Annotated in this window: 22 protein-coding genes and 1 other RNA gene; 18 read left to right on the top strand and 5 right to left on the bottom strand. The window is 59.2% G+C overall.

The genetic code is table 11. The features are described from left to right. Nucleotides 1-30: 30 nt before the first annotated feature. Together ACQZ6D_RS05180 and ACQZ6D_RS05175 are read right to left on the bottom strand one after the other, a co-directional pair. Nucleotides 31-666, bottom strand: a complete 636-nt coding sequence (locus ACQZ6D_RS05180; RefSeq protein ID WP_025594056.1) for a LysE family translocator — start codon at nucleotides 664-666, stop codon at nucleotides 31-33. Nucleotides 667-717: 51 nt separating this feature from the next. Further along, nucleotides 718-1,929: a pyrophosphate--fructose-6-phosphate 1-phosphotransferase gene (locus tag ACQZ6D_RS05175; protein ID WP_003513264.1), complete on the bottom strand. Its 1,212-nt coding sequence runs from the start codon at nucleotides 1,927-1,929 to the stop codon at nucleotides 718-720. A 318-nt stretch (nucleotides 1,930-2,247) separates the two neighbouring features. On the opposite strand from ACQZ6D_RS05175, the gene ACQZ6D_RS05170 reads away from it, so the two are divergent. The 6 genes from ACQZ6D_RS05170 (at nucleotide 2,248) to rnpB (ending at nucleotide 7,644) form a co-directional block, all read left to right on the top strand. Then, complete coding sequence (locus ACQZ6D_RS05170) at nucleotides 2,248-2,988, top strand: J domain-containing protein (RefSeq protein WP_013636520.1); 741 nt, start codon at nucleotides 2,248-2,250, stop codon at nucleotides 2,986-2,988. Beyond that, nucleotides 2,985-3,764: an N-acetylmuramoyl-L-alanine amidase gene (locus ACQZ6D_RS05165; RefSeq protein ID WP_080798128.1), complete on the top strand. Its 780-nt coding sequence runs from the start codon at nucleotides 2,985-2,987 to the stop codon at nucleotides 3,762-3,764. Before ACQZ6D_RS05170 ends, ACQZ6D_RS05165 begins: the two co-directional genes overlap by 4 nt. Before the next feature lie 247 nt (nucleotides 3,765-4,011). After that, the gene (locus ACQZ6D_RS05160; RefSeq protein ID WP_003513258.1) at nucleotides 4,012-4,551 is read left to right on the top strand and encodes a lytic transglycosylase domain-containing protein; all 540 of its coding nucleotides are present in this window, start codon (nucleotides 4,012-4,014) and stop codon (nucleotides 4,549-4,551) included. Nucleotides 4,552-4,737: 186 nt separating this feature from the next. Continuing rightward, a complete protein-coding gene (locus ACQZ6D_RS05155) occupies nucleotides 4,738-5,925 on the top strand; it encodes an NAD(P)/FAD-dependent oxidoreductase (RefSeq protein ID WP_448729636.1) in 1,188 nt (395 codons plus the stop codon). 66 nt (nucleotides 5,926-5,991) lie between these two features. Next, on the top strand, nucleotides 5,992-7,182 hold the full coding sequence (locus ACQZ6D_RS05150) for an FAD-dependent oxidoreductase (protein ID WP_111783562.1): 1,191 nt from the start codon (nucleotides 5,992-5,994) through the stop codon (nucleotides 7,180-7,182). 56 nt (nucleotides 7,183-7,238) lie between these two features. Then, nucleotides 7,239-7,644, top strand: an RNA gene (gene rnpB / locus ACQZ6D_RS05145) — RNase P RNA component class A. A 26-nt stretch (nucleotides 7,645-7,670) separates the two neighbouring features. Here the strand turns inward: rnpB and ACQZ6D_RS05140 are convergent. The 3 genes from ACQZ6D_RS05140 to ACQZ6D_RS05130 are packed head-to-tail and all read right to left on the bottom strand — an operon-like array spanning nucleotide 7,671 to nucleotide 9,837. Continuing rightward, nucleotides 7,671-8,828 carry a glutathionylspermidine synthase family protein gene (locus tag ACQZ6D_RS05140; RefSeq protein WP_448729635.1) on the bottom strand — a complete coding sequence of 386 codons (1,158 nt, stop codon included), beginning with the start codon at nucleotides 8,826-8,828 and terminating at the stop codon, nucleotides 7,671-7,673. Nucleotide 8,829: 1 nt separating this feature from the next. After that, nucleotides 8,830-9,426, bottom strand: a complete 597-nt coding sequence (locus tag ACQZ6D_RS05135; RefSeq protein ID WP_448729634.1) for a DUF1190 domain-containing protein — start codon at nucleotides 9,424-9,426, stop codon at nucleotides 8,830-8,832. Nucleotides 9,427-9,435: 9 nt separating this feature from the next. Beyond that, nucleotides 9,436-9,837, bottom strand: coding sequence for a DUF350 domain-containing protein (locus tag ACQZ6D_RS05130; RefSeq protein WP_003513245.1), 402 nt, complete (start codon nucleotides 9,835-9,837; stop codon nucleotides 9,436-9,438). Between the two features lie 621 nt (nucleotides 9,838-10,458). Here ACQZ6D_RS05130 and mraZ point away from each other — a divergent pair. Genes mraZ through murB form a run of 12 tightly spaced genes read left to right on the top strand, consistent with a single transcriptional unit; the run spans nucleotide 10,459 to nucleotide 24,406 of the window. Further along, nucleotides 10,459-10,899, top strand: a complete 441-nt coding sequence (gene mraZ / locus ACQZ6D_RS05125; RefSeq protein ID WP_003513235.1) for a division/cell wall cluster transcriptional repressor MraZ — start codon at nucleotides 10,459-10,461, stop codon at nucleotides 10,897-10,899. 14 nt (nucleotides 10,900-10,913) lie between these two features. Then, nucleotides 10,914-11,939 (top strand): 16S rRNA (cytosine(1402)-N(4))-methyltransferase RsmH, encoded by a 1,026-nt coding sequence (rsmH, locus tag ACQZ6D_RS05120; protein ID WP_013636514.1) that lies wholly within the window; start codon nucleotides 10,914-10,916, stop codon nucleotides 11,937-11,939. A gap of 1 nt (nucleotide 11,940) precedes the next feature. Continuing rightward, entirely contained in the window at nucleotides 11,941-12,501 is a 561-nt protein-coding gene (ftsL, locus tag ACQZ6D_RS05115) for a cell division protein FtsL (RefSeq protein ID WP_003513232.1), read from the top strand. Then, nucleotides 12,501-14,243, top strand: a complete 1,743-nt coding sequence (locus tag ACQZ6D_RS05110) for a peptidoglycan D,D-transpeptidase FtsI family protein (protein ID WP_113556385.1) — start codon at nucleotides 12,501-12,503, stop codon at nucleotides 14,241-14,243. The genes ftsL and ACQZ6D_RS05110 overlap by 1 nt, the downstream gene beginning before the upstream one ends. 59 nt (nucleotides 14,244-14,302) lie before the next feature. After that, entirely contained in the window at nucleotides 14,303-15,763 is a 1,461-nt protein-coding gene (locus tag ACQZ6D_RS05105; RefSeq protein ID WP_448729633.1) for a UDP-N-acetylmuramoyl-L-alanyl-D-glutamate--2,6-diaminopimelate ligase, read from the top strand. Further along, nucleotides 15,760-17,193: a UDP-N-acetylmuramoylalanyl-D-glutamyl-2,6-diaminopimelate--D-alanyl-D-alanine ligase gene (locus ACQZ6D_RS05100; RefSeq protein WP_026330779.1), complete on the top strand. Its 1,434-nt coding sequence runs from the start codon at nucleotides 15,760-15,762 to the stop codon at nucleotides 17,191-17,193. The genes ACQZ6D_RS05105 and ACQZ6D_RS05100 overlap by 4 nt, the downstream gene beginning before the upstream one ends. A 23-nt stretch (nucleotides 17,194-17,216) precedes the next feature. After that, entirely contained in the window at nucleotides 17,217-18,317 is a 1,101-nt protein-coding gene (mraY, locus tag ACQZ6D_RS05095) for a phospho-N-acetylmuramoyl-pentapeptide-transferase (protein ID WP_003513226.1), read from the top strand. Between the two features lie 3 nt (nucleotides 18,318-18,320). After that, entirely contained in the window at nucleotides 18,321-19,730 is a 1,410-nt protein-coding gene (gene murD, locus ACQZ6D_RS05090) for a UDP-N-acetylmuramoyl-L-alanine--D-glutamate ligase (RefSeq protein WP_111783560.1), read from the top strand. 4 nt (nucleotides 19,731-19,734) lie between these two features. Continuing rightward, a complete protein-coding gene (ftsW, locus tag ACQZ6D_RS05085; protein ID WP_003513223.1) occupies nucleotides 19,735-20,889 on the top strand; it encodes a putative lipid II flippase FtsW in 1,155 nt (384 codons plus the stop codon). A gap of 6 nt (nucleotides 20,890-20,895) precedes the next feature. Then, nucleotides 20,896-22,032, top strand: coding sequence for an undecaprenyldiphospho-muramoylpentapeptide beta-N-acetylglucosaminyltransferase (gene murG, locus ACQZ6D_RS05080; protein ID WP_111783635.1), 1,137 nt, complete (start codon nucleotides 20,896-20,898; stop codon nucleotides 22,030-22,032). Then, complete coding sequence (murC, locus tag ACQZ6D_RS05075; RefSeq protein ID WP_111783559.1) at nucleotides 22,029-23,444, top strand: UDP-N-acetylmuramate--L-alanine ligase; 1,416 nt, start codon at nucleotides 22,029-22,031, stop codon at nucleotides 23,442-23,444. The genes murG and murC overlap by 4 nt, the downstream gene beginning before the upstream one ends. Continuing rightward, entirely contained in the window at nucleotides 23,441-24,406 is a 966-nt protein-coding gene (gene murB, locus ACQZ6D_RS05070; protein WP_003513214.1) for a UDP-N-acetylmuramate dehydrogenase, read from the top strand. The genes murC and murB overlap by 4 nt, the downstream gene beginning before the upstream one ends. Nucleotides 24,407-24,436 lie beyond the last annotated feature (30 nt).

The raw sequence follows: 24,436 nt of genomic DNA, 5'->3' as shown, positions 1-24,436 counted from the left end.
CGGCAAGCCGGGACGTGGCGTCGCGGTTTTTCAGGCGGCGATGCGGCGGTATCCGGCGCTGACGGCACGGCCAGAAATGAAGTGAGTGCGGTATTTCGGCCGGATTTTTTTGTTGCCGGACATGCGGCGCACCAGTGCCAGCGTGGAGCCGGCAAAGAGTGCCTGCGCTGCCAGAATGCCAAGTGCCAGCAACAGGATTGCGGCCTGCGCTACGGCCAGCGTTTCGACCGCATTGCCGGAGGTGGAAACGAATTGCGGCAACAGTGCCAGGAAGAACATGAAATAGCGCGGACGTAACGCTGCAATGGCGTAGCAATCACGGAAAATGCCGCTGGATGATTTGCCGGGCAGATTGTCATTGTCTGCATTGGCTGCCTGGGCGGCGGGGGTGGCAAAGGTCCATAACAGGAAAAGAATCAGCCAGCCGATACCCGTCCACTGAACGATTTCCACAAAGGCATGCGGCAGATAGGCAAGGCCAGCCGCTGGAATCGCAGATATCGTCATGGCTGTGACGATGCCAAGCGCGCCGCCAGTGACGGAGGCAAACACCGTTTTTCTGCCGCGGATAGCGGCATAGGAGGCGACAGAGAATACAAGGGGAGAGGGAAGTGCGAACACAACGGCACATGCTGCACAAAAAACCAGCCACGCCTGTCCAGACATTCTCTTCCTCCTTGCCCTCCCTGTCGCCGCTTTATCCAGCCTATCGTAAAATTAGGCCGCTGTGAACGGTTGACCGACGTGTTCCATCACTTCGGTAAACCATTTTGCAGACAGGTCGAAATGCTTTCCGCCCTTGATACGCGGAAACTCGATGGTCCGCAATTTACCCTTTTGGTCTTCGTCGTGGCCGGTGACGCCCGAGACCTTGTTCAGCGCGCTTTCGACGGCAAGATCGACCATGCCCTGGATGAGGCGCAGATCATCGCCATTGGCGGGAGCGGAGCGGGCGAAGTAACCGGATTTCTGGACCATGGAGCGTTCGGCGCCGATGAGGCCGGCGAATTGCTTCTGGAACCAGCCGCCGACATTGATGGTGTCGATCTTCACATGGCCGAAGGCATCGCGCTTGACAGCCTCACCGGCGGCTTCGCGTTCGGCAACGATGGAATCGAGCCCCGCACCTTCGGAAACGAACAACGTGACGTAGCCGTGTTTGTCCATGATCGCCTTCAGCCGTTCGGCTTCCGCTTCGATGTCAAACGCCATTTCCGGCAGGTAGATGCCGTCTATGTTCTTCATCTGCGTGTTCATCATCAGGCCTTCGACATATTCATTGCCGTTGGTCTTCTGGATGTAGGCGCGGGCGGTTGCAGCCGTCAGCCAGCCGCAATGGCGGCCCATGACTTCGTGGATGACAAAGGTCTTCGGCGCAGCACTCTGCTCGTTGCTGACATTGTCGAAGAAGGAAGCGCCCACTTCGGCCGCGGTCCATGCGCCGAGCGACTGCCTGATCGGAACCACGTCGTTATCCACGGTCTTCGGCAGCCCGACGACGGTCAGATCGTAACCGTTGGCGCCGAGATAGGCGGCAAGGTCGGCGGCCGTCGTGTTGGTGTCGTCGCCGCCGATGGTGTGGAGAATGGTGATGCCGTCGGCAGCCAGCCGTTCGGCGGCAACGCGCAGCGGATTTTCACCCTCTTTCACCAGCCCGCGCTTGGCGCAATCGGCAGCGTTGGTGAGCTTTACGCGGCTGTTGCCGATCGGCGATCCGCCATAACGGTGCAGCAGATGCGCCTTTTCGCGCATGTCCTTGTTGATCTCGATCCGGTCGCCCAGAAGCACGCCCTGATAGCCGGAACGATAGGCCACAATGTCAATATCAGGCGCGACGTCGCTATAACGCTCGATCAGGCCGCCAACGGCTGAAGAGAGACAGGGAGCAAGGCCACCCGCGGTCAGCATTGCGACTTTCTGTTTGGCCATCGTGGCTCTCCTTTGCTTGGATAGAAAGATATGTCTGGCAAATGGATGCGACAGCCACGTGTAGGTGTAAAGTGAATTTATCACGAAAAATGCCGATTTCTCGCGGTTTTTCAGCAGCTTGGGCAAAGAAGCCGAATATAATCGTTTCAATCGCCTCCAACCTTGCACCAGGCTTCGCCGTCTGTGGAAAACCGTTGCTCTCCCGTTTGCCGCCCCCTTGCTCCTGAAGAAAAACTGTCGCAAAAATGAATAAAAGTTAATGCCGCAGCGGCGCCGCGCATATTGCATTCACGGCGATATGCCGTCATGCTTGGCGTCATGATGTTCGATTTCGCCTGTTTGCATATTTCATCCCTGTGGGAACGGCTGCTCGGCGCGATCGGTGACGCGGCAGGCAGCACGCTCGGTCGCGTGGTAGAGGCGATCCGTACCCTTTTCGAGGGAGATCCGGAGACCCGCCGCAAGGTTTCTTTTTCCGTGGCCATTATCGCGCTGTCGGCAAAGATGGCCAAGGCAGACGGTGTCGTGAACGATGCCGAAGTGCGCGCCTTCCGGCAGATTTTCGATTTTCCTGAAGAAGAAGCCAGAAACGTTGCCCGCCTTTATAATCTCGCACGCCAGGACGTTGCGGGATACGAGGCCTATGCCGAGCGTCTTGCCGGTCTTTGCGGCTCAGGCCATGACAATTGCGAGATGCTGGAAAGCGTCATCGATGGCCTGTTCCACATCGCCAAGGCAGACGGCTTGATCCACGAGCGGGAACTGGCGTTTCTCGGCCGTATCGCGGAAATCTTCCATATTACCGAAGATCATTTCGAAACGATCATGGCACGGCACGTCCATATGGATGGGCGCGATCCCTATCGTGTGCTTGGCGTTTCGCCCTCGGACGACTTTCTGGATATTCGCAAGCGTTACCGTTCGCTGGTTGCCGAGCACCACCCGGACAAGCTCATCGCGCGCGGTGTGCCGATGGAATTGCACGCTGCCGCGAATGAGCGTATGGCGGCTCTCAATGCCGCCTATGAGGCCATCGAGAAAGAACGCCGCGTCGCATGAGTGAATTTCTGCCGGATTTCAACCCGGATTTCGGGGGCGCAACCATTGCGCCTTCTCCCAACCATGGCGAAAGACAGGGCGTGGCAGGCCCGGATATCATTCTCCTGCACTATACCGGCATGACGACAGCCGATGGCGCCCTTTCGTGGCTCTGCAATCCCGAAAGCCAGGTCTCCAGCCACTATTTCGTTTTTGAAGACGGGCGTATCATGCAGCTTGTTGCGGAAACTCGCCGCGCCTGGCATGCGGGCAAAAGCAGCTGGGCGGGGGAGGCGGACATCAATTCCCGCTCCATCGGGATTGAAATCGCCAATCAGGGCCATCCGGGCGGCCTGCCGGAATTTCCGGAAAAACAGGTGGCTGCGGTCATCGAATTGTGTCGCGATTGCGGCCAGCGGTGGTCTATCGCCCCTGAAAGGGTGCTTGCGCATTCCGATGTGGCGCCGATTCGCAAGGTTGATCCGGGTGAAAAATTCCCATGGGACATCCTGTCGCGGCACGGTGTCGGTCATTGGGTGGAGCCTGCGCCGATCCGCGGCGGACGTTTTTTTCAGCGCGGCGATCACGGCCAGCCGGTGGAAGCGCTCCAGTCCATGCTATCCATTTACGGATATGGCGTTGAAATAACAGGCGCATATTGCGAAAAAACAGAAGGTGCCGTGGCCGCCTTTCAGCGGCATTTCCGCCCGGCGCTGGTGGATGGTATCGCGGATTTTTCCACGATCGACACGCTGCATCGGCTGATTGCCAGCCTTCCGAAATTTTCGGCCGTTTGAACGGCGTTTCTGGAAAAGCCTTCCCCGTTTCCCGGTCGCGCAAGTCGATTTTTTTGTTGTGCCACAGTTAATCCGCATTGAGGAAGTCTAAGAGCCGCAGTGGACGCGGTGCTGTTCTTCAGGGGAGCTTGCCGTCAATATCAATCAAGGAGACTGGACGGTAGAAGGTCGTAATCGACTTTCCGCGCGCTGGACGTTTTTATCGTTTCATTGTTCCGGTTATCCGATCTGGAGACTATTTCAACAGATGAACAGAGTTTTTGTTGCTGTCGCAGCGGGCGTTGCTATGCTCGTTTCGCAGGCGGGGATTGCTTTTGCCAAAGACGAGGACGTCAAGACCAAAACCGTGACGCTGGGGACCTTCTTCCGTACGCCCGGTTATCCCGTTCCCGAAAAGAGCCTGCCTTCGTCGCTCAAGAACGACTATTCCGATCTGATCGTCAAATATGCCAAGCGTTACGGCGTCCCCACCAATCTGGCCCATGCCGTCGTTTCTGTAGAAAGCAAGTTCAACCCTAGGGCTCGCGGCAGCGCAGGCGAGGTCGGGCTGATGCAGATCAAGCCGGCAACGGCGCGCATGATGGGCTTTCGCGGCACGACCAAAGCCCTCTTCGACCCCGAGACCAATATTCGCTGGGGCATGCAATATCTGGCAACCGCACACCAGCTTGGCGGCGGTGAGGTTTGCAGCACGATCCTGCGTTACAATGCCGGCCACGGCGCCACCCGCATGAACCCGGTGTCCAAGCGTTATTGCGGCAAGGTCCAGGCGCTTCTGGCCAGCTGAGGTCTTTTGCTCAAGCGTGTCGTGATGTTTCAGATTGGCCATAAGCTTTAGGTCCTTGTTTTAACGCATCTCGTTATTGCAAAACCGCTGCACGCTCTTGCGCGGCATGTTTCGGACGTCACGAAAATCGATTCCGGTTTATGCGTTCATGCTGTAGTCAGGAGCAAACCTGATGCGGAGCATGACATGCCGGATTTCAAATATATCGTGGTCGGTGCCGGAATGATGGGTGCGGCGGCAGCGAGACACCTTTCGGCGCAAACGGATGGCGTGGCGCTGATCGGGCCGGATGAACCCGCCGATCGCAAGACCCATAACGGTGTGTTTTCAAGTCACTATGACGAGGCGCGCATCACCCGTGGTTTCGATGGCGATCCCGTATGGGCGGAGCTGGCGCAACGCTCCATCCGGCGCTATGCCGAGATCGAAGCAAAAAGCGGCATCCGTTTCTTCACCGAAGCGGGCTGCCTGTTTACGGGAAACGGTAAGGGGCTTGCCGGAGACTACGTTTCGCGAGCCTTGGTCTCGACCGACCGTCTCGGTCTAGGCGTGGAAACGATTGGCAGCGATGCGCTGGCTGGCCGGTTCCCGATTTTTTCCCTGCCGTCGGATCACGACGGTTACTTCGAGGCGCACAATGCCGGCCACGTCAATCCGCGTGCGCTTGTGAGGGCGCAATGCAAGATTGCTGCTGCGCAGGGCGCGCGACTGATCCGCGAGACGGCGGCGCATGTTCGCGATACCTCCCAAGGTGTGGAAGTTTCCACCAGGGAAGGGGCCGTACACACGGCCGAAAAGGTCATAGTGGCCGCTGGCGGTTTCACCAACATGGCTGATCTTCTGCCTTCCCCGGTCGATATGGCGGCAACGGGCCGCACCATCGTGTTTTTCGAACTGGACGAAGCAAGGCAGGCCCTCTTCGGCTCCATGCCCTCGACCATCGTGCTGGCGGAGACCGAGGACGATATCGTCTATATTCTGCCCCCTGTGCGTTACCCCGACGGCAAGGTCTATCTGAAGATCGGCGGTGAGAGCGAAAAGGGCAGGCTGGAAACGCTGGCCGAAGCAGTCGGCTGGTTTCATTCCGACGGCACGCCGGGCGAAGTGGAATTCCTGACGAAACGGGCGCTATCGCTCATGCCGGAACTTGCGGGCTGCCCCGTGACCTCTGGTTCCTGCGTCGCATCCATTACTCGTAGCGGTTATCCATATATCGGCTATACGCAATCTTCCAATATCGCGGTTCTGACCGGTGGCAATTTCGTTTCCGCCAAGTCTTCCGACGAAATCGGGCGGCTAGGCGCGGTGCTGCTTCTGCATGGCCAGCTGACCGAGAGTGATTTTGCCGCCGAAATGTCGCCGGTTTTTATCTGACATTCAGCAGCGAAGCGGCTACAAAATCGCAGCTGTACTAGAGCGGGTTGAGGCGAAGACGGCGGCATGTCGGGACATTTCAAATATATCGTTGTCGGTCGTGGCATGATGGGTGCTGCCGCCGCCCGCCATCTGGCGGAAACCACCGAAGGTGTGGCCCTGATCGGCCCCGGTGAACCTGCCGACATCAAGTCACATCCGGGTGTTTTCGCCAGCCATTATGATGAGGCGCGCATTACCCGCACCATTGATGGCGATGCGGACTGGGCGCTACTCGCCAACCGCTCGATCGCGCGCTACACCGACATCGCGGCAAGGAGCGGCGTGGAATTTTACGCTCCCGTCGGCTGTCTGATGGTTGGGCCTGAACGCGGTGGCGACAATCCCTTTGTCGACAACGTCTGTGAGGCAGCGGCGCGTCTGCGGGTTTCCACGGAAATGCTTGACGACGCAGGTCTGAAAAGCGCCTTTCCCTATTTCTCCTTCGAGCCGGGCTGCGAGGGCGTGTTCGAAAAGGACAATGCCGGTTACGTCAATCCGCGCGCGCTGGTGAAGGCGCAGAGCGTTCTGGCAGACAAAGCCGGCGTTACGCTCATCGACGATATAGTTGTCTCGACGCGGGAAGAGGCTGGCCGTGCACGCGTCGAGACGGCCTCGGGCGCGGTTTATACGGCAGACCGGGTGCTGGTCGCTGCGGGTGGCTTCTCGATCACGAAGGATTTGTTGCCGCAGCCCGTCGCTCTCAATGTCTATGCGCGCACCGTCGCCTTCTTCGAGGTAGACGAGGCGGAGCTGGGACAATATGCGGGCATGCCGTCGCTGATTTACGAGCCGCGCGACACGACGAAACATATCTATCTCCTGCCGCCCGTCCGTTATCCCGATGGCAGGTTCTATCTGAAAATCGGCGGCGATCCCGATGATAAGAAGCTCGATAGCGATCCCGAAATCCGCGCATGGTTCCGTTCCGGCGGGCGCGAAAGCGTTCGCGACCATCTCTCTGCCATCGTCGGGACCTTGGTGCCATCCATCGACCGGTCGCGCATTTCCATGGCCGCCTGCGTGGTGTCCAAAACGCCGGGCGGTTATCCGGCCATCGGCTTTACGACGTCACCGCGCATTGCGGTTCTGACTGGCGGCAACGGTACGGCGGCCAAGAGTTCCGACGAGATCGGGCGGTTAGGCGCCCTGTTGCTGCGGGATGGAAAAATTGGCAACGACGCCTATGCAACGGATTTCAAGCCTGCATTTCTTTGATCTTCCGTTACGCTTTTCGGTGGCTTTCGCCAAAGAACATGGGTATTGACGCCATGCCAGTTGGCTGGGCAGCCGCGCTTTACCAATGTCGAAAGACGGTAAGGTGAGGAAAGTCCGGGCTCCACGGAAATACGGTGCCGGATAACGTCCGGCGGGGGCGACCCCAGGGAAAGTGCCACAGAGAGCAAACCGCCATGCCTGGCATGGTAAGGGTGAAAGGGTGGGGTAAGAGCCCACCGCGCCGCTGGTGACAGTGGTGGCAAGGTAAACCCCACCGGGAGCAAGACCGAATAGGGATGACACGGGGCGCGGGCGAAAGCCTTCGTCTACAGCCGGTTTCCGGGCCCGTCATCCGGGTGGGTTGCGAGAGGCGGCATGCAAATGCCGTCCCAGATGAATGGCTGCCACGTTCCGGGTCAAACCGGGGCCATACAGAACCCGGCTTACAGGCCAACTGGCGATTTTCCTGCCGCTTTTTTCGGTGGCGTTCAGCCCTCGATGATATGGGGAACGTAGCGGGAGAGATTTGCGGTGATAGGTGACGCGTCCTCGCGAATCCCGAGCCCGCAGGGCCGATCGGCGACGATCCAGCTTCCTAACACGGCGTATCCGAAATCGCTCTTGAACAATGGTGCGTAGGCCTGAAAAACATACCCCTCTTGGCCATAATTGCCGGGGGCCGATAAAATTTCGCGCCGGTTTCGGTAAAGGCTGACATTTTCGCCTTCACGCGAAAGAAGCGGCTTCACCACGTAATCCTGCAATTCATATATTTCAGGATCGTCCGGGAAGAAACTCGGGAGCAGATTCGGGTGATTGGGATGCCGCTGCCAGAGCAAAGGCAGCAGGCCTTTGTTCGACAGCACGGCTTTCCAGGCCGGCTCGATGAAAATATCGCCTTGTGCAGGCAGATGCGTGGCAAAGGATTCTCGTAACATGTATTCCCAGGGATAAAGCTTGAAGCAGCGTTCGATGACGCGACTTTGAAGGTCAGCATAACGCCCGCACGCATCGATGCCGATGTCTCTGATATCGAGGAATTGGGCACGGTGGCCCGCCTGAATGGCGCAGTCCATGAGATAAATCGTCGTGCCGCGATCCTCGGCGTTGTCGCTCACCGCCGCGAAATGGAAAATCCTGTCTCGCGAGAATTGCCCGAAGGCCTCAATCAAGGCTTCCTGAACCGAGTTGAACTGGTCGGTTTGCGGCGGGAGCGTTCCAAGGGCGACCTGATCGGTCAGCCAGTTATATTGGAAATATCCCGTTTCGAATACGGAAGTGGGCGTGTCGGCGTTGTATTCCAGCAGCTTTGCAGGGCCATGCCCGTCATAGGCAAGATCGAAGCGGCCATACAGGTGGCGGTCGCACCGCCGCCAAGAATTTCGAATGACATCATGGTGATCGCGGGGGATGGCAAGACGGGTTAAAGCCTCCTCACTGTGTACGATGTCGGCGACGAGATCCATGCACATGTCGTGCAGGATCTGGCTCGGTTCTTCGATGTCGCGCTCGATTTCAGCCAGTCCAAAGCGATAGGCTGCATCGTCCACCCAGTAAGGCTCGCCATGCATTTCATGGAAGGAGAAACCGACAGCATTGGCTTTCTCGCGCCAATCCGGGCGCGGCGGGACTGTGATGCGGCGCATGTCAGCTTCCTGAAAAGGAGTGGCCGCCGAATCCACCACGGCCCTTGACGTTCGTTTTGGCGTTGGACGTCTTCACGTCATTCGCTAGCGCGCCTCCTCCTGACGTGATTCCCCTGCCGCCTTGGTCCTGTTTACTGGCCGTCACATCCGGTATGACGAGGTCGCCGTTGCGTTTTCGATAGGCCGACATCGCACCGTTGGAACCCGACTCGCTGTTTTTCTGCCTGCGGCGATAGTTGCTGTAGTCTGCAAAGTTTTCGATGGACCGAGGCATAACAAAACCGGCGGGTGAGGGTGTGAAGACGCCTATGCCGGTGGGGTTAGTGGAATTGAGATTTTGTTTCAGCTCAAAGCAGTTTCCCGCGCCGTATTCCATTTCACATGCGACCATATTGAGAAATTTAGGTGCAGTGGCGAGATGATGTTGGCCGGCGTCTTCGGATGCCGCTTGGCAAGCCTTGGGATAGACACCGGAGGCAACGCATTTTTCAACTGAGGTATAAAGAACCTCTTCGTCCGATGAAAAAGCCATAAAAAGGCCTATTGCGGCAATCGTACCGAGGGCGAGACGCGGGTGTTCTGTCACGTCCAAATACATGTCTGTTCCTCAATAGGCCATGCAGGCTGCGTTTAAAATCCCGATGACCACAGCGATGCCGCCGCTCCAGAGCCCGGCCGCAACGTTATCCTCGGTGATTTTCAGGTGCAGGTCGGTCATGGAGAGTTTGGCGATGTAGAATGCGAGAACCTGTACCAGCAGGCCGATCACTGCCCAGACGATATAGTCGGGGAGGCTGACGGAATTAGCCGCCGCCGAGGCGAGCGGCAGGCTGAAGCCGATCAGTGCCCCCAAAAAAGCGACGACGGCGGCAAAGTTGCCGGCCTTGATCAACTCCCCCTCGCGGTGGGGAGTAAGGCGGGTGTAAATAGCGGAAAAGGTTGCCAGGCAGAGCAGGCCGATCAGAAAATAACTTAAGAAGGCAGGTAAGCCTGCCACGTAATTCGGCATTATTGTCTCACAATGAAAAACACAACTTCAGAAATCAAAATCAATTGAAAGTTTAAAAAGTCAAGCGTCGCGGCGTTGTTGTTTGTAGAGAATGACGGTTCTGGCTGAGCGCAACATGCGCATTGCTTCGGCGTCAAATCGAACCTCTGCAACTGGTCTATCGCTAAATCACACAGATAGCCGTAACGCCAACCAAGTTGGCATTCCCACGGCACCATCAGAGCGTCTTTTGCGATTTAAGTGGCGCGTGTTCGGCGAGGGCCGCCAAGTGTCTGTTTCGCAAACAAAAAATTGGCATATCGACCCAAGTTTTATTTGTTTCCGCTGGCACATGAGTTCGCGAAGTAAACCATTCGTTAAACTTAACGGCTTATGAATTTCCGATGCGGAGTCGGTATCGTGCCGGCTTCTCCCATTGACGCCCATAGTGTCCCATGGTATCCCAAATGCACACCACACTGGGTCGTGTTTTTGACCCGCAATCGCTGAAACGAGTGAGGAGCCTGCAACGGGCTGCTGCAGGGCATGTCGCCCTGACGCTTGGCGATGTGTCGTGCGTACCGGTGTTGTCTGTGGGGCGGATGATTCGCTTTGCGGAATGCGGTTTTGGCGAGTTGAGTAATGGACCGCTTTTTATCGAACGTAACGAACAGGATCGACGCCAAGGGGCGCGTTTCGGTTCCGTCTCCGTTTCGTTCGGTGCTGGCACAGCGTGGGATTCAGGAGCTTTATTGTCTTCAGGATTTCGCGTTTCCGGCAATCAGTGTCGGCGGTCCGGATTTGCTGGAGCGCTACGAGCGGCAGATCGCGTCCATGGATGCCTTCTCGCCGGAGGCGAACGCAATGTCGCTGCTGGTACACGGCGGCGGCGTTTTCATGAAGCTCGATCAGGAAGGTCGGTTGATGGTGACGGATTTCGTCCGGGAATTTACCGGCATATCCACGGATGTCACCTTCGTTGGACGAGCGGATCATTTTCAGCTTTGGCAACCGCAGGCGTTTTTGGCGGCGCAGGCGGCAGCAAGAGCGGGGCGCGGTTTTTCGGCTGCACGCCCCGCATAGGACGGGGACACGGAATGGCGGCGAATTCTGGCGGGCGATCTTCTGATGCCGGTGAGGGACCTCAGCGTCACATCCCGGTCCTGCTTCGCGAAGTGATCGCTGCGCTCGAACCCGCATCTGGCAAGGTCATCCTCGACGGCACTTTCGGCGCCGGCGGCTACACCCAGGCAATTCTCGATCAAGGTGCCAATGTCATCGCGCTTGACCGCGATCCGAACGCGATCGCCGGCGGCCAGGCCATGGTTGCTGCAAATGGCGGCAGGCTTACCCTCATTCAATCGCAATTTTCCGATCTGGCAAGGCACGCGCCGGAAGGCGGTCTTGACGGCGTGGTTCTCGATATCGGCGTTTCCTCCATGCAGATAGACGAGGCCGAGCGCGGTTTTTCCTTCCAGAAGAACGGTCCTCTCGACATGCGCATGTCCAGCTCCGGCGTTTCGGCGGCGGATGTCGTCAATCGCGCCAAGGTCGGCGATCTCATCCGCATCTTCGGTTTTCTCGGCGAGGAAAAGCAGCCGGGCCGCATCGCCCGCGCGATTGAAAAGAGGAGGGCGGAAGAGCCCTTCCGCACCACGCGTGATCTGGCGGGCCTCATTGAAATCGTTACGCCGCGCAAGGCTAAAGACAAGATCCATCCCGCAACACGGGTGTTTCAGGCGCTGCGTGTTTTCGTCAATGACGAACTCGGCGAATTGGCGCAGGCCCTGTTTGCTGCCGAGCGGGCCTTGAAGCCCGGCGGCCGGCTGGTTGTCGTCACGTTCCATTCGCTCGAAGACCGCATCGTCAAGAAATTTTTCTCCGAACGTTCCGGAAAGGCGGCGGGTTCCCGCCATCTGCCGATGGTGGAGGACAAGCCCGCCATTTTCGAAAATATCGGCAAGCCGATGGTCGCTGCAAGCGACGAGGAGGCGGAGATCAATCCGCGGGCCCGTTCGGCCAAGCTGCGCGCCGGCCTGCGCACGGCGGCACCTGCCCGGGCGGCAGATTTTTCGATTTTCGAACTTCCCGATCTCGCCAGCCTTGAAAAGATGGGAGGCTGATATGCTGCGCACATTCGATGTCGTGTTGATGGGGGTCATGGTCGCTGCGGCGGTGGTGACCTATTCGATCAAGCACAAAACCGATCTCAAGCTGGAACAGGTCCGCAAGCTCGAGACCGAAATCAAGCTCGAAAAAGACACGATCGATCTTTTGCGGGCCGACTGGGCATTGCTGACGCAGCCGAACCGCCTTCATCGTCTCGTGAATGCCTATCAGGACGAGCTTGGCCTTTCGCCGACGCTGCCGACACAATTGGCGCAGCCGCGCGAATTGCCGATGCTGCGCTCGCAATTGCCGCAGCCGCCCGAGCCGGAAGGCATGAGCGTTGCGGATGTCATCGCCGCTGCCGTCAACGGCTCCAAGCCGGGCGCTACGCTGGGGGGAGCTGCCAAGAAGAAATCACCGCCCGCCGGCCAGATTGCCGCCAATGGCGCTCCTGTTCCAACACCGCGGGCGCGTGTTTCCCGTCCCACGGCGGCTCCGGCTCCTGCCGTCGCCGCTGTCGCAGGCGATGAAGATGGCGAAATGGATGAAACCATAACTGGATCGGTGGACCGCTGATGTCTTTTCTCTCCCGCGTCATGGTTCTGAAGAGCAAGGCTCACTTTTCCGCCAGCACCACCGGCATTCATACTGACCATGCAGCTTTCGAGGGCGCTCGCAAGAAGAGGGCGGCCCAGGCGAAAAGCCGCGTCGGTCTCATCATTTTCGGCTTCGTCGCCTTTTACGGCGTCGTGGGCGGCCGTCTGGTGCAATATGGCCTTGCCGAGCAGGAAACGGTTTCGAGCATTGCCCCTGCTGACCGGCTGATGGCGTCGCGTCCCGATCTTCTTGATCGTAACGGCGAGGTTCTGGCGACTGATATCCGCACCGTGTCGCTGTTTGCGGAGCCGCATCGCATCGTCGATATCGACGAAGCCATCGAGAAGCTGCGCACTGTATTGCCAGATCTCGACCAGCGCGGCACCTATCAGAAGCTTTCCTCCAATTCGCGCTTTCAGTGGCTGCGCCGTCAGTTGACGCCGAAGCAGCAGAGCCAGATCCTGGCGCTCGGCATTCCCGGTGTCGGTTTCCGCCCGGAAAAACGCCGCTTCTACCCTGGCGGGCCAACAGCTGCCCATGTTGTCGGTCACGTCAATATCGACAATCGCGGTGTTGCCGGAATGGAACGTTACGTCGACAGCCAGGGACTGGCCGATCTGACGGCGCTCGGCATGACCAGCGATCAGCCACTGGAGCCGGTGAAGCTTTCCATCGATCTACGCGTCCAGTCCATCGTGCGTGAAGTCGTGACCTCGGCCATTACCAAGTTCCAGGCGATCGGCGCGGGGGCTGTGGTTCTGGATGTGCATACCGGCGAAGTGCTCGCTATGGCCTCTGTGCCGGATTATGATCCGAACAACCCGGCAGAAGGTGCCAAGGAAGGATGGCTCAACCGCATGTCGAACGGCACGTTCGAAATGGGCTCCACCTTTAAATCCTTCACCATTGCCATGGGTCTCGATTCGGGTCGCGTCCGCCTGGGCGATATGTTCGACGCGCGTTATCCGATCCGCATCGGTGGCTTCACCATCAAGGACTTCCACGGCAAGGGCCGCATGCTCTCGGTGCCGGAAATCTTCCAGTATTCGTCGAACATCGGTACGGCAAAAATCGCCGACACCGTGGGGACCGAAGGACACAAGGAATTCCTGACGCGGCTTGGCCTTCTGACGCGCATGCAGACCGAACTGCCTGAAGTGGCGCTGCCTTCGCAGCCCCGCGAATGGAAGAAGATCAACTCGATCACCATTTCATTCGGCCACGGCGTTTCAACAACGCCGTTGCAGACAGCAGTTGCCGGTGCCGCGCTCGTCAATGGTGGGAAGTTGATCGAGCCGACATTCCTGCCGCGCACGCGCGAACAGGCGGATCAGGTCGCAAAACAGGTGCTGAAGCCCGGCGCCAGCAAGGATATGCGCTTCCTGTTCGAATGGAACGGTGTCAACGGTTCTGGCCGTAATGCGCGCGTCGACGGTTTCAATGTCGGCGGCAAGACCGGTACGGCTGACAAGGTCGTCAATGGCCGTTATGTGCATGACAAGAACTTCAATGCCTTCCTTTCGGCATTCCCGATGGACGACCCGCAATATGTGGTGCTCTCTTTCATCGACGAACCGAAGACGGACAAGGGCAATGGCGCGGCACTTGCAGGCACCTCGGCTGCGCCGATGGTGCACGATATCATCAGCCGCACGGCGGCAGTGCTGGGCGTGAAGCCGAAGTTCGGCAAGGATGGCTCGGCCTTGCTCGTGTCTTATTGATTGTTAGAGCTTATGGTGTTCCGGCGAATCGCGCCGGGGGGACAAGACGGACACAGTCGATGAATTTGCGAGATATATCCGGGACGGCGTTTCCGGAATTGAATGAATTGCTCCTGTCTGAGATAGGGGCAATCGAAATCGGGGGAATTACCGCGGACAGCCGCAAGGCTGCGCCCGGCAGCCTGTTCGTGGCGGTTGCGGGAACCAAGGCGGATGGCGCGGCCTATGTGAAGGACGCGGTCGCCAAGGGTGCGGTTGCCGTCGTTTCCGGGCATGCGGTGGATGCCGATGTGCCGGTACTCGCTGTCACTGACCCGCGCCTCTACCTTTCGCTCGCCGCTTCCCGTTTTTACGGAAAACAGCCGGAAACCATGGTCGCCGTTACCGGCACCGCGGGAAAGACCTCCGTTGCCTCCTTCGTGCGGCAAATCTGGGCTTTCGCTGGCCATGCCGCCGCCCAGATCGGCACGACGGGTGTCATCGCTCCCGGCCGCGAAGATTATGGCGCGCTTACCACACCGGATCCGGTGACGCTGCATGCGCTTCTCGCCGAGCTTGCTGCCGAAGGCGTGACCCATGCGGCCATGGAAGCTTCGAGCCACGGCCTCGACCAGCGTCGCCTTGATGGCGTGAAGCTCGCTGCGGCCGGTTTCACCAATCTCGGCCGTGATCACATGGACTATCACCCGACCATCGAGGACTATATGGCCGCGAAGATGCGGCTGTTTGACACGCTGATGGAAAAAGGCGCGCCGGCCGTCATTTTTGCCGACGACCCTTGGTCGGATAAGGCCATTCGCGCCGCCGCGGATGCAGGCCTCAATGTGCGCACCGTTGGCCGGAAGGGCGATTATCTGACGCTGAAGCGTGTAGAGCATTTCCGTCACAAGCAGCTGATCGAAGTGCACCATGACGGCGTGATCCACGAAGTCGACATTCCGCTGGCCGGCGATTTTCAGGTAGCCAATGCTCTCGTCGCCGCCGGTCTTGCCATGTCCACCGGCGTTTCCGCCGCAACGGCCATGAAGGCGCTTGAAAAGCTGATCGGTGCTGCCGGTCGCCTGGAACTTGTGGGCCAGACGAAGAACGGCGCGCTTGCCTATGTGGATTATGCCCACAAGCCGGATGCGCTTGAAAATGTTCTGACCTCGGTCAGGCCCTTCACCTCCGGCCGCATCATCACCGTCTTCGGCTGCGGCGGCGACCGTGACAAGGGCAAGCGCCCGATCATGGGCGAAGTGGCGACACGGCTTTCCGACATCGTCATCGTTACCGACGACAATCCGCGCTCGGAAGACGCTGCAACGATCCGTTCCGAAGTCATGGCGGCTGCTCCGGGTGCGTTGGAAATTGGCGATAGGGCAGAGGCGATCCGTCATGCGGTGTCGCTGCTTTCGAGTGGCGATACGCTGATCGTCGCGGGCAAGGGGCATGAAGAGGGGCAGATCGTCGGTTCCGTGACGCTGCCGTTTTCCGATCATGAACAGGTGCGTACCGCGCTGGAAGGATTGAAGATTTGAATTGGTTATGGACAGTCGCCGACATGATCGCCATCACGGCAGGGCGTCCCGTCGGGAACCTGCCGACCGGTATCACCGGCATTTCCATCGACAGCCGGACTGTGAAGGCTGGTGAAGCATTTTTCGCCATCAAGGGCGATAGGGTCGACGGCCATGACTATACGAGTTTTGCTGTCGCCAATGGTGCGGGCCTGCTGGTAGTCGCCGAAGGCAAGCTGCCGGCCCTCGGCCGCCTGACCGTGCCCATGATCGTCGTGGAGGATGTCCTCGCGGCGCTTGGCAAGCTCGCCATTGCGGCGCGTGAAAGGACCACGGCGCGGATCATCGCGGTGACCGGTTCTGTCGGCAAGACGACGACGAAGGAAATGTTGCGGCAGGCTTTGGCGCCTTCGGGCCGGGTTCATGCGGCGGTGGCCTCCTTCAACAATCACTGGGGTGTGCCGCTGACGTTGGCGCGCATGCCCGCCGATACTGAATTCGGCGTTTTCGAAATCGGTATGAACCACTCCGGCGAAATCCGTCCGCTGGTCAAGATGGTACGTCCGCATGTCGCGATCATTACCACCATCGCGCCAGCTCATTTGGGCAATTTCAAGAACATAGAAGAGATCGCGAGCGCCAAGGCGGAGATATTCGAAGGGTTGGAGGAGGGCGGCTTCGTCATCCTCAACCGTGACAACGCCCAGTTCGAGCAACTTGAAGAAGCGGCGCAGGACCAGGGTATCGAGCATATCCTGACCTTCGGGCAGCATGCCAAGGCCGATTTCCGGCTGGCCGATTTCGAAAGCACGTCCACGGGCTCGACCATCTGGGCGATCCTGAACGGCGAAACGAGCGAATTGCACCTGAACATTCCCGGCAGGCATATTGCCGACAACGCCATGGCGGTGCTTGGCGCTGTTGCCGTTACCGGCGCCAATCTCGACCGCGCCTTCGAGGTGCTCGGAACGCTCGAGGCAGTCAAGGGGCGCGGACAGCGCCATCGCCTGACGATTGAAAGCGGTTCCTTCCTGCTGATCGATGAGAGCTACAACGCCAACCCCGCCTCCATGCGGGCGGCGATTGCCGTGCTTGCGGAAACAGAAACGCAGGGTTATGGCCGTCGCGTTGCCGTTCTCGGCGACATGCTGGAGATGGGCGAATTCTCAGCCCAGCTACACGAGGAACTGGCCGGACCGCTGCTAGCCGGTGGTATCGAACATGTCTGGCTGGCTGGGGAGGCGATGGCCGCCCTTCGCGATGCGCTTCCGGACAGTGTAACTGTCATCTGGTTCCCGACGACAGCTGAACTTGCCGATTTTGCCCTGCAATGGGTGCAACCGGGCGATGCGCTGATGGTAAAATCGTCACTTGGGCTGGGTTTCGGCAAGATTGTCGCGGCGCTGCTTGACAAGTATCCGGCATTCCCCGAGACGGAACGCCAAGTCTGAAATAGCCTTTTGAAAGGGCAATTATGCTGATCTGGCTCGTCGAACTGTCGGATAAAATTCAAGTCTTCAACCTCTTCCGGTACATCACCTTCCGGGCGGGTGCGGCGATGTTCACCTCTGCGTTGATCGTCTTCCTTTTCGGACCGGCGATCATCAATTCGCTGCGCGTGCGCCAGGGCAAGGGCCAGCCGATCCGTGCCGACGGGCCGCAGACGCATTTCAAGAAGGCTGGCACGCCGACCATGGGCGGGCTGATGATCCTTGCCGGTATTCTCGGCGGTTCGCTGCTCTGGGGTGACCTGTCGAACGTCTACGTCGTCGCCGTTCTGATGGTGACGCTCGGCTTCGGGGCTATCGGCTTTTATGACGACTATCTCAAGGTGACGAAGCAGAGCGACAAGGGCTTTTCCGGCAAAGCCCGTCTCGGCATCGAATTCCTGATTGCCGCGATTGCCGTGTTCTTCATGATGAAGGTGGCGCTTGCTTCCGCACCGCATGGCGGCACGCTCGGAAGCTCCATCGCCTTTCCGTTCTTCAAGGAACTCGTGATCAATCTCGGCTATTTCTTCGTGCTGTTCGGTGCTTTCGTGATTGTCGGCGCCGGCAATGCGGTTAACCTGACCGACGGTCTCGATGGTCTCGCCATCGTGCCTGTCATGATTGCAGCCGCCACCTTCGGCGTGATTGCTTATCTCGCCGGTAACGCGGTTTTCGCCAATTACCTGCAGATCAACTTCGTGCCCGGAACGGGTGAGCTCGCTGTCATCGTCGGCGCGGTGGTCGGGGCTGGCCTCGGCTTCCTGTGGTTCAACGCGCCGCCCGCCGCCATCTTCATGGGTGATACGGGTTCGCTGGCGCTCGGCGGCCTCATCGGCTCCATCGCTGTCGCCACCAAGCACGAGATCGTCATGGTCATCGTCGGCGGCCTGTTCGTGATGGAAACGCTCTCGGTCATCATCCAGGTTTTCTGGTTCAAGCGCACCGGCAGGCGCGTTTTTCTGATGGCGCCCATCCACCATCATTTCGAGAAAAAAGGCTGGACGGAAAGCCAGGTGGTCATCCGTTTCTGGATCATTTCCGTAGGGCTGGCGCTGCTCGGCCTTGCTACGCTGAAGCTGAGGTGAGCGATGATCCCGGTCTCGTCGTTCAGAGGTAAGAAGGTCGCGCTTTTCGGGCTTGGCGGTTCGGGCCTTGTCACGGCCCGGGCGCTGGTTGCCGGCGTGGCGGATGTTGTTGCTTTCGACGATAATCCCGACAGCGTCGCCAAGGCTGAGGCCGAAGGGATAACGACGGCTGATCTTCGAACGATAGACTGGCATTCCTTTTCGTCTTTCGTGCTCGCACCCGGCGTGCCGCTAACGCATCCGAAGCCGCACTGGTCGGTCGATCTTGCCCGGGCGGCGGGTGTCGAGATTATCGGCGATATCGAGCTTTTCATTCGCGAGCGCCGGGCGCATGCGCCGGATTGCCCCTTCATCGCCATCACCGGCACGAACGGCAAATCCACGACGACCGCACTGATTGCCCATATCCTCAAGGCTTCGGGCCGCGATACACAACTCGGCGGCAATATCGGCACTGCGGTGCTGAGCCTCGATCCGCCGAAAGCGCAACGTTTCTATGTCGTTGAATGCTCGTCCTACCAGATCGATCTGGCGCCGACGATCAATCCGACGGCCGGTATTCTGCTCAATCTGACGCCCGACCATCTCGACCGGCACGGCACCATGCAGCATTATGCCGATGTCAAGGAACGGCTTGTGGCCGGCAGTGGCACGGCAATTGTCGGCGTTGATGACAGCTATTCCACGCTGATCGCCGACCGCATCGAGCGTGCCGGCGTGAAGGTGGAGCGCATTTCCAAGCGCAATGTCGTTTCCGAAGGTCTTTATGCCGAAGGCAGCCGCATCCTGCGGGCGCATGGGGGCAAGTCCTCGCTGCTGGTCGATCTCGACGGCATCCAGACGCTTCGCGGCAGCCACAATGCCCAGAATGCAGCGGCTGCAATTGCCGCATGCCTTGCCGTCGGCGTTTCCGAAGAGGACGTTCGCGCAGGTCTCAAGTCCTTCCCCGGCCTAAAACATCGCATGCAGCCGGTCGGTCGGCGCGGCAATGTCACTTTCGTCAATGACAGCAAGGCAACCAATGCCGATGCCGCAGCACCGGCCTTGTCTAGCTATGAGCGCATCTATTGGATCGCGGGCGGTTTGCCGAAGGCCGGCGGCATTGCCAGCCTTGCGCCCCTGTTTCCGCGCATCGCCAAGGCCTATCTGATCGGCGAGGCGGCGGCGGAATTTGCAGCGACGCTCGGCGAAGCCGTGCCTTACGAAATATCCGGCACGCTGGACAAGGCGGTGCAGCATGCGGCGGCGGATGCGGAAAAAGATGCGACGGCCGGCAATATCGTGATGTTATCCCCGGCTTGCGCAAGCTTTGACCAATATAAGAACTTTGAAATCAGAGGTGATTCGTTCGTCGCGCAGGTTGCGGCGCTCGATGGCATGACGATGCTCGTTCACTCTGGAAAAGGGGGCTGAGGCCATGGTAAGCCGAGTTGATCGCGGTCCGGTCGCGGAATGGTTCTGGACCATCGACCGTTTCTTTCTGGCGGCGTTCATCGCGCTGATGGGCATCGGCCTGATGCTGTCATTTGCGGCATCGCCGGCGGTCGCCGAACGCATCGGTCTCAACAGCTTCTTCTTCGTGGAACGTCAAGCGATGTTCATGGTGCCTTCGCTGGCGATCATGATCGGTCTTTCCTTCCTGTCGCCGCGTCAGGTCCGACGCGTGGCGGTGATGATGCTGATCGCGTCGCTGCTGATGATGATTTTCGCGCTGTTCTTCGGTATCGAGGTCAAGGGCGCACGGCGCTGGATTTCCATCGGCAGCTTCTCGATCCAGCCATCGGAATTCATGAAGCCCGCCTTCGTCATTGTCTGCGCCTGGCTGTTTGCCGAACGCGCGCGTCACCCCGAAATTCCCGGCAACCTCTTCGCTATCATCACCTTCGGTATCGTGGCGGCACTTCTGATCGCCCAGCCCGACTTTGGCCAGACCATCCTGACATCGGTGGTGTGGGGCGGCATGTTCTTCATGGCCGGTGTTCCGTGGTTCTGGATCATCGTGCTCGGCGGCCTCGGCGTTCTTGGCATCGTCTCCGCCTATCTGCTCCTGCCGCACGTCGCCGGCCGTATCGACCGTTTCTGGACCGGTGAGGGTGATACCTTCCAGGTGGATACGGCGCGCGAGGCGATCATTCGTGGCGACTGGTTCGGTCGCGGCCCCGGTGAGGGTATCGTCAAGCGTATCATTCCCGACAGCCATACCGACTTCATCTTCTCGGTGGCGGCGGAAGAATTCGGCATTGTTTTCTGCATGTTCCTTGTGGCGATCTTCGCCTTCATCGTGTTGCGCGGCCTCTCGCACGCCTTCAGGGAAAAAGACGATTTCTGCCGCTTTGCCGTGGCCGGTCTGGTCCTGCAGATCGGCATGCAGTCGATGATCAATATCGGCGTTAATCTGGAGCTTATGCCCGCCAAGGGCATGACGCTGCCGCTGATTTCCTATGGTGGTTCGTCGATGATGGCGATCTGCGTCACGGCAGGCTTCCTTCTGGCGCTGACACGCCACAGGCCGGAAAAGAGGGCGCAGGAGCGCAGCTTCTTCCGCGTCGGTTCCGGCGTTCCTGCGGAGTAAATGATCATGAGCAAGGGTATTGTTCTGCTCGCCGCCGGGGGTACCGGCGGCCATGTCTTTCCAGCCGAGGCCTTGGCGCACACGCTGAAAGCGCGCGGTTATCAGGTGCATCTGGTCACCGACAGCCGTGCCGAGCGTTATGCGGGAAAGTTTCCGGCGGAAGAAATTCACGTCGTTCCATCCGCCACCATTGGTTCGAAAAACCCGATTTCCGTGGCGCGTTCGCTGTGGAAGCTGTGGACAGGGCTGCGTTCAGCGCGCCGGCTGATCACGAAGCTGAAGCCGGTTGCGGTCGTCGGCTTTGGCGGTTATCCCACCGTGCCGCCGCTGCTTGCCTCGACCGGGCTTGGCGTGCCATCGATCATTCACGAGCAGAATGCGGTGATGGGTCGTGCCAACAAGGCGCTGGCGGCCCGTGTGAAGGCGATTGCCGGCGGTTTTCTGCCGCCCGCCAACGGCCAATATTCCGACAAGACGGTTGCGACCGGCAATCCCGTGCGCCCGGCGGTGCTGGCGGCGTCAGAGATACCCTATACGCCTTCGCAGACCGGCGAGACGTTCCAGCTCGTGGTTTTTGGCGGCAGCCAGGGAGCGCAGTTCTTTTCAAGCGCCGTTCCGGCGGCGATCTGCCTGTTGAAGGACGAGCAGCGCAAGCGCATCGTCGTGACCCAGCAGGCGCGCCCAGAAGACAAGGACAGTGTGATCTCCTCGTATCAGAAGCTGGGCGTGAAGGCGGATGTCTCGCCTTTCTTCGGCGACATGGCCTCGCGCATCGGTGAGGCCGATCTGGTCATCAGCCGTTCGGGTGCATCGACGGTATCGGAGCTTTCGGTCATCGGCCGACCCTCGATCCTCGTGCCTTATCCGCATGCGCTGGATCACGATCAGGCGGCCAATGCGGCAGCGCTTTCGGCAGCCGGCGGTGCAAGCGTTATCAAGCAGGCGGAACTGTCGCCGCAGAAGCTCTCCGGCCTTCTCTCCTCGGCGCTGTCCGAGCCGGATCGGTTGTCCGCAACGGCGGCGGCGGCCAAGGCGACAGGAAAACCGCATGCGGCGGATGTACTGGCCGATCTGGTCGAGGCGATTGCGAGCGGAAAGTCCGTACAGGAATTCAAGAAGAACATTGAAGGAGTTGAGGCATGAAGATGCCGAAAGCCATAGGCCTTGTCCATTTCATCGGCATAGGCGGGATCGGCATGAGCGGCATTGCCGAAGTGCTTCACAATCTCGGTCATCGCGTACAGGGCTCCGACCAGGCCGACAGCGCCAATGTGCAGCGCCTGCGCGACAAGGGCATCGAGGTCTTCGTCGGCCACACGGCGGATAATCTCGGTGATGCCGAGGTCGTGGTCGTTTCCACCGCGATCAAGAAGAACAATCCGGAGCTGATCGCCGCGCGGGAAAAACACCTGCCGATCGTTCGCCGTGCCGAAATGCTGGCTGAACTCATGCGTTTCCGCAACGCCATTGCCATCGGTGGCACGCACGGCAAGACCACGACGACCTCGATGGTCGCGACCCTGCTGGAAGCCGGCAATCTCGACCCGACCGTGATCAACGGCGGCATCATCAATGCCTATGGCACCAACGCCCGCATGGGCGAGGGCGAGTGGATGGTGGTGGAGGCCGATGAATCCGATGGCACATTCCTGAAGCTTCCGGCCGATGTGGCCGTGATCACCAATATCGACCCGGAACATCTTGACCACTACGGCAATTTCGACGCCGTGCGCGCTGCTTTCCGGCAATTCGTGGAGAATGTTCCGTTCTACGGCTTCGGCGTCATGTGTCTCGACCATCCCGAGGTGCAGGCTCTGGTTGGGCGTATCGAAGACCGTAAGGTCATCACCTATGGTGAGAACCCACAGGCCGACGTGCGGTTTTCGAATGTGCGCATCGATGGCACGCGGTCTATCTTCGATGTGGAAATTCGCCGGCGCCGCACCGGCAAGATATTCTCCTTCACGGACCTCGTCCTGCCGATGCCCGGTCGCCACAATGTTTCGAACGCAACGGCTGCGATTGCCGTCGCCAATCGTCTCGGTATTTCGGAAGCGGACATCAAGAAGGGCCTCGCCTCCTTTGCCGGCGTCAAGCGTCGTTTCACGCTGACGGGCGAAGCCAATGGCGTGCAGGTCTTCGACGATTACGGTCACCATCCGGTTGAGATCAAGGCTGTGCTCGCGGCTGCGCGCGAAGCCTGCAAGGGCCGCATCATCGCCGTGCACCAGCCGCACCGCTACAGCCGCCTTTCCAGCCTGTTCGATGATTTCGCGCATTGTTTTAACGATGCCGATACGATTATTCTTGCTCCGGTCTATGCAGCGGGCGAAGATCCGATCGAGGGCGCAAGCTCGGAAGCGCTGGTCTCCGCAATCAAGGCTGCCGGCCATCGCGATGCCCGTTTTCTCGAAAAACGGGAAGATCTCGCGTCAATGGTTGCAGGCATTGCGAATCCGGGCGATTTCGTGGTTCTCTTGGGGGCCGGAAATATCACGCAATGGGCGGCAGCGCTGCCTTCGGAATTGAAGAGCATATCAGGAAAGTCTGAATGAGACAGGTCGATGGGGTTAAATTGCTGGGGAGGCTCGGCGACGGGGTAAAGGAATTGCGGGGACGTCTGACACCGGATGCGCCCATGGACCGCGTGACGTGGTTCAGAGCCGGCGGTCTTGCGGAAGTCATGTTCCAGCCGCACGATACCGACGATCTGGTTACATTCCTGAAAATCCTTCCGGAGGACGTGCCGTTGACCGTGGTCGGTGTCGGCTCGAACCTTCTGGTGCGCGATGGCGGCATTCCAGGTGTCGTCGTCCGTCTTTCCGCCAAAGGTTTCGGCTCGGTGGAGCTTTCGGGTGAAAACCGCATCAAGGCAGGCGCGATCTGCCCGGACAAGCATATTGCCGCGATGGCCATGGATAATGGCATTGGCGGTTTCCATTTCTATTACGGTATTCCCGGCTCCATCGGCGGCGCTCTGCGCATGAATGCGGGCGCCAACGGCGGTGAAACGCGTGAGCGTGTCGTGGAGGTTTATGCGGTGGACCGTCAGGGCAACCAGCATGTGCTCTCCAATGCGGATATGGATTACAGCTATCGCCACTCCGGCGCCGATGCTGGTCTGATCTTCACCGGCGCCCTGTTTGAGGGTTATCCGGAAGACCGCGCGAAGATCCGCGCCGATATGGACGCCGTGCGTCACCACCGCGAAACCGTGCAGCCGATCCGTGAACAGACCGGTGGATCAACCTTCAAGAACCCCGAAGGTCATTCCGCCTGGGAGCTGATCGACGAAGCGGGCGGTCGCGGTCTGGTCATCGGCGGTGCGCAGATGTCATCGCTGCATTGCAATTTCATGATCAATACCGGCCATGCGACCGGTTACGATCTGGAATATCTGGGCGAGACCATTCGCAAGCGCGTGTTCGAGAAGTCGGGCATTCGGCTGGAGTGGGAAATCAAACGGCTTGGCCTATTCATGCCGGGTCGTGAAGTGGAGCCCTTCCTCGGCGCCTGAAAATTGCGATGCCTCGCGATTGCCATGAGC

Source organism: Agrobacterium sp. 22-3639C2, assembly GCF_053522105.1.
This window is presented reverse-complemented; position numbering and strand designations above follow the sequence as displayed.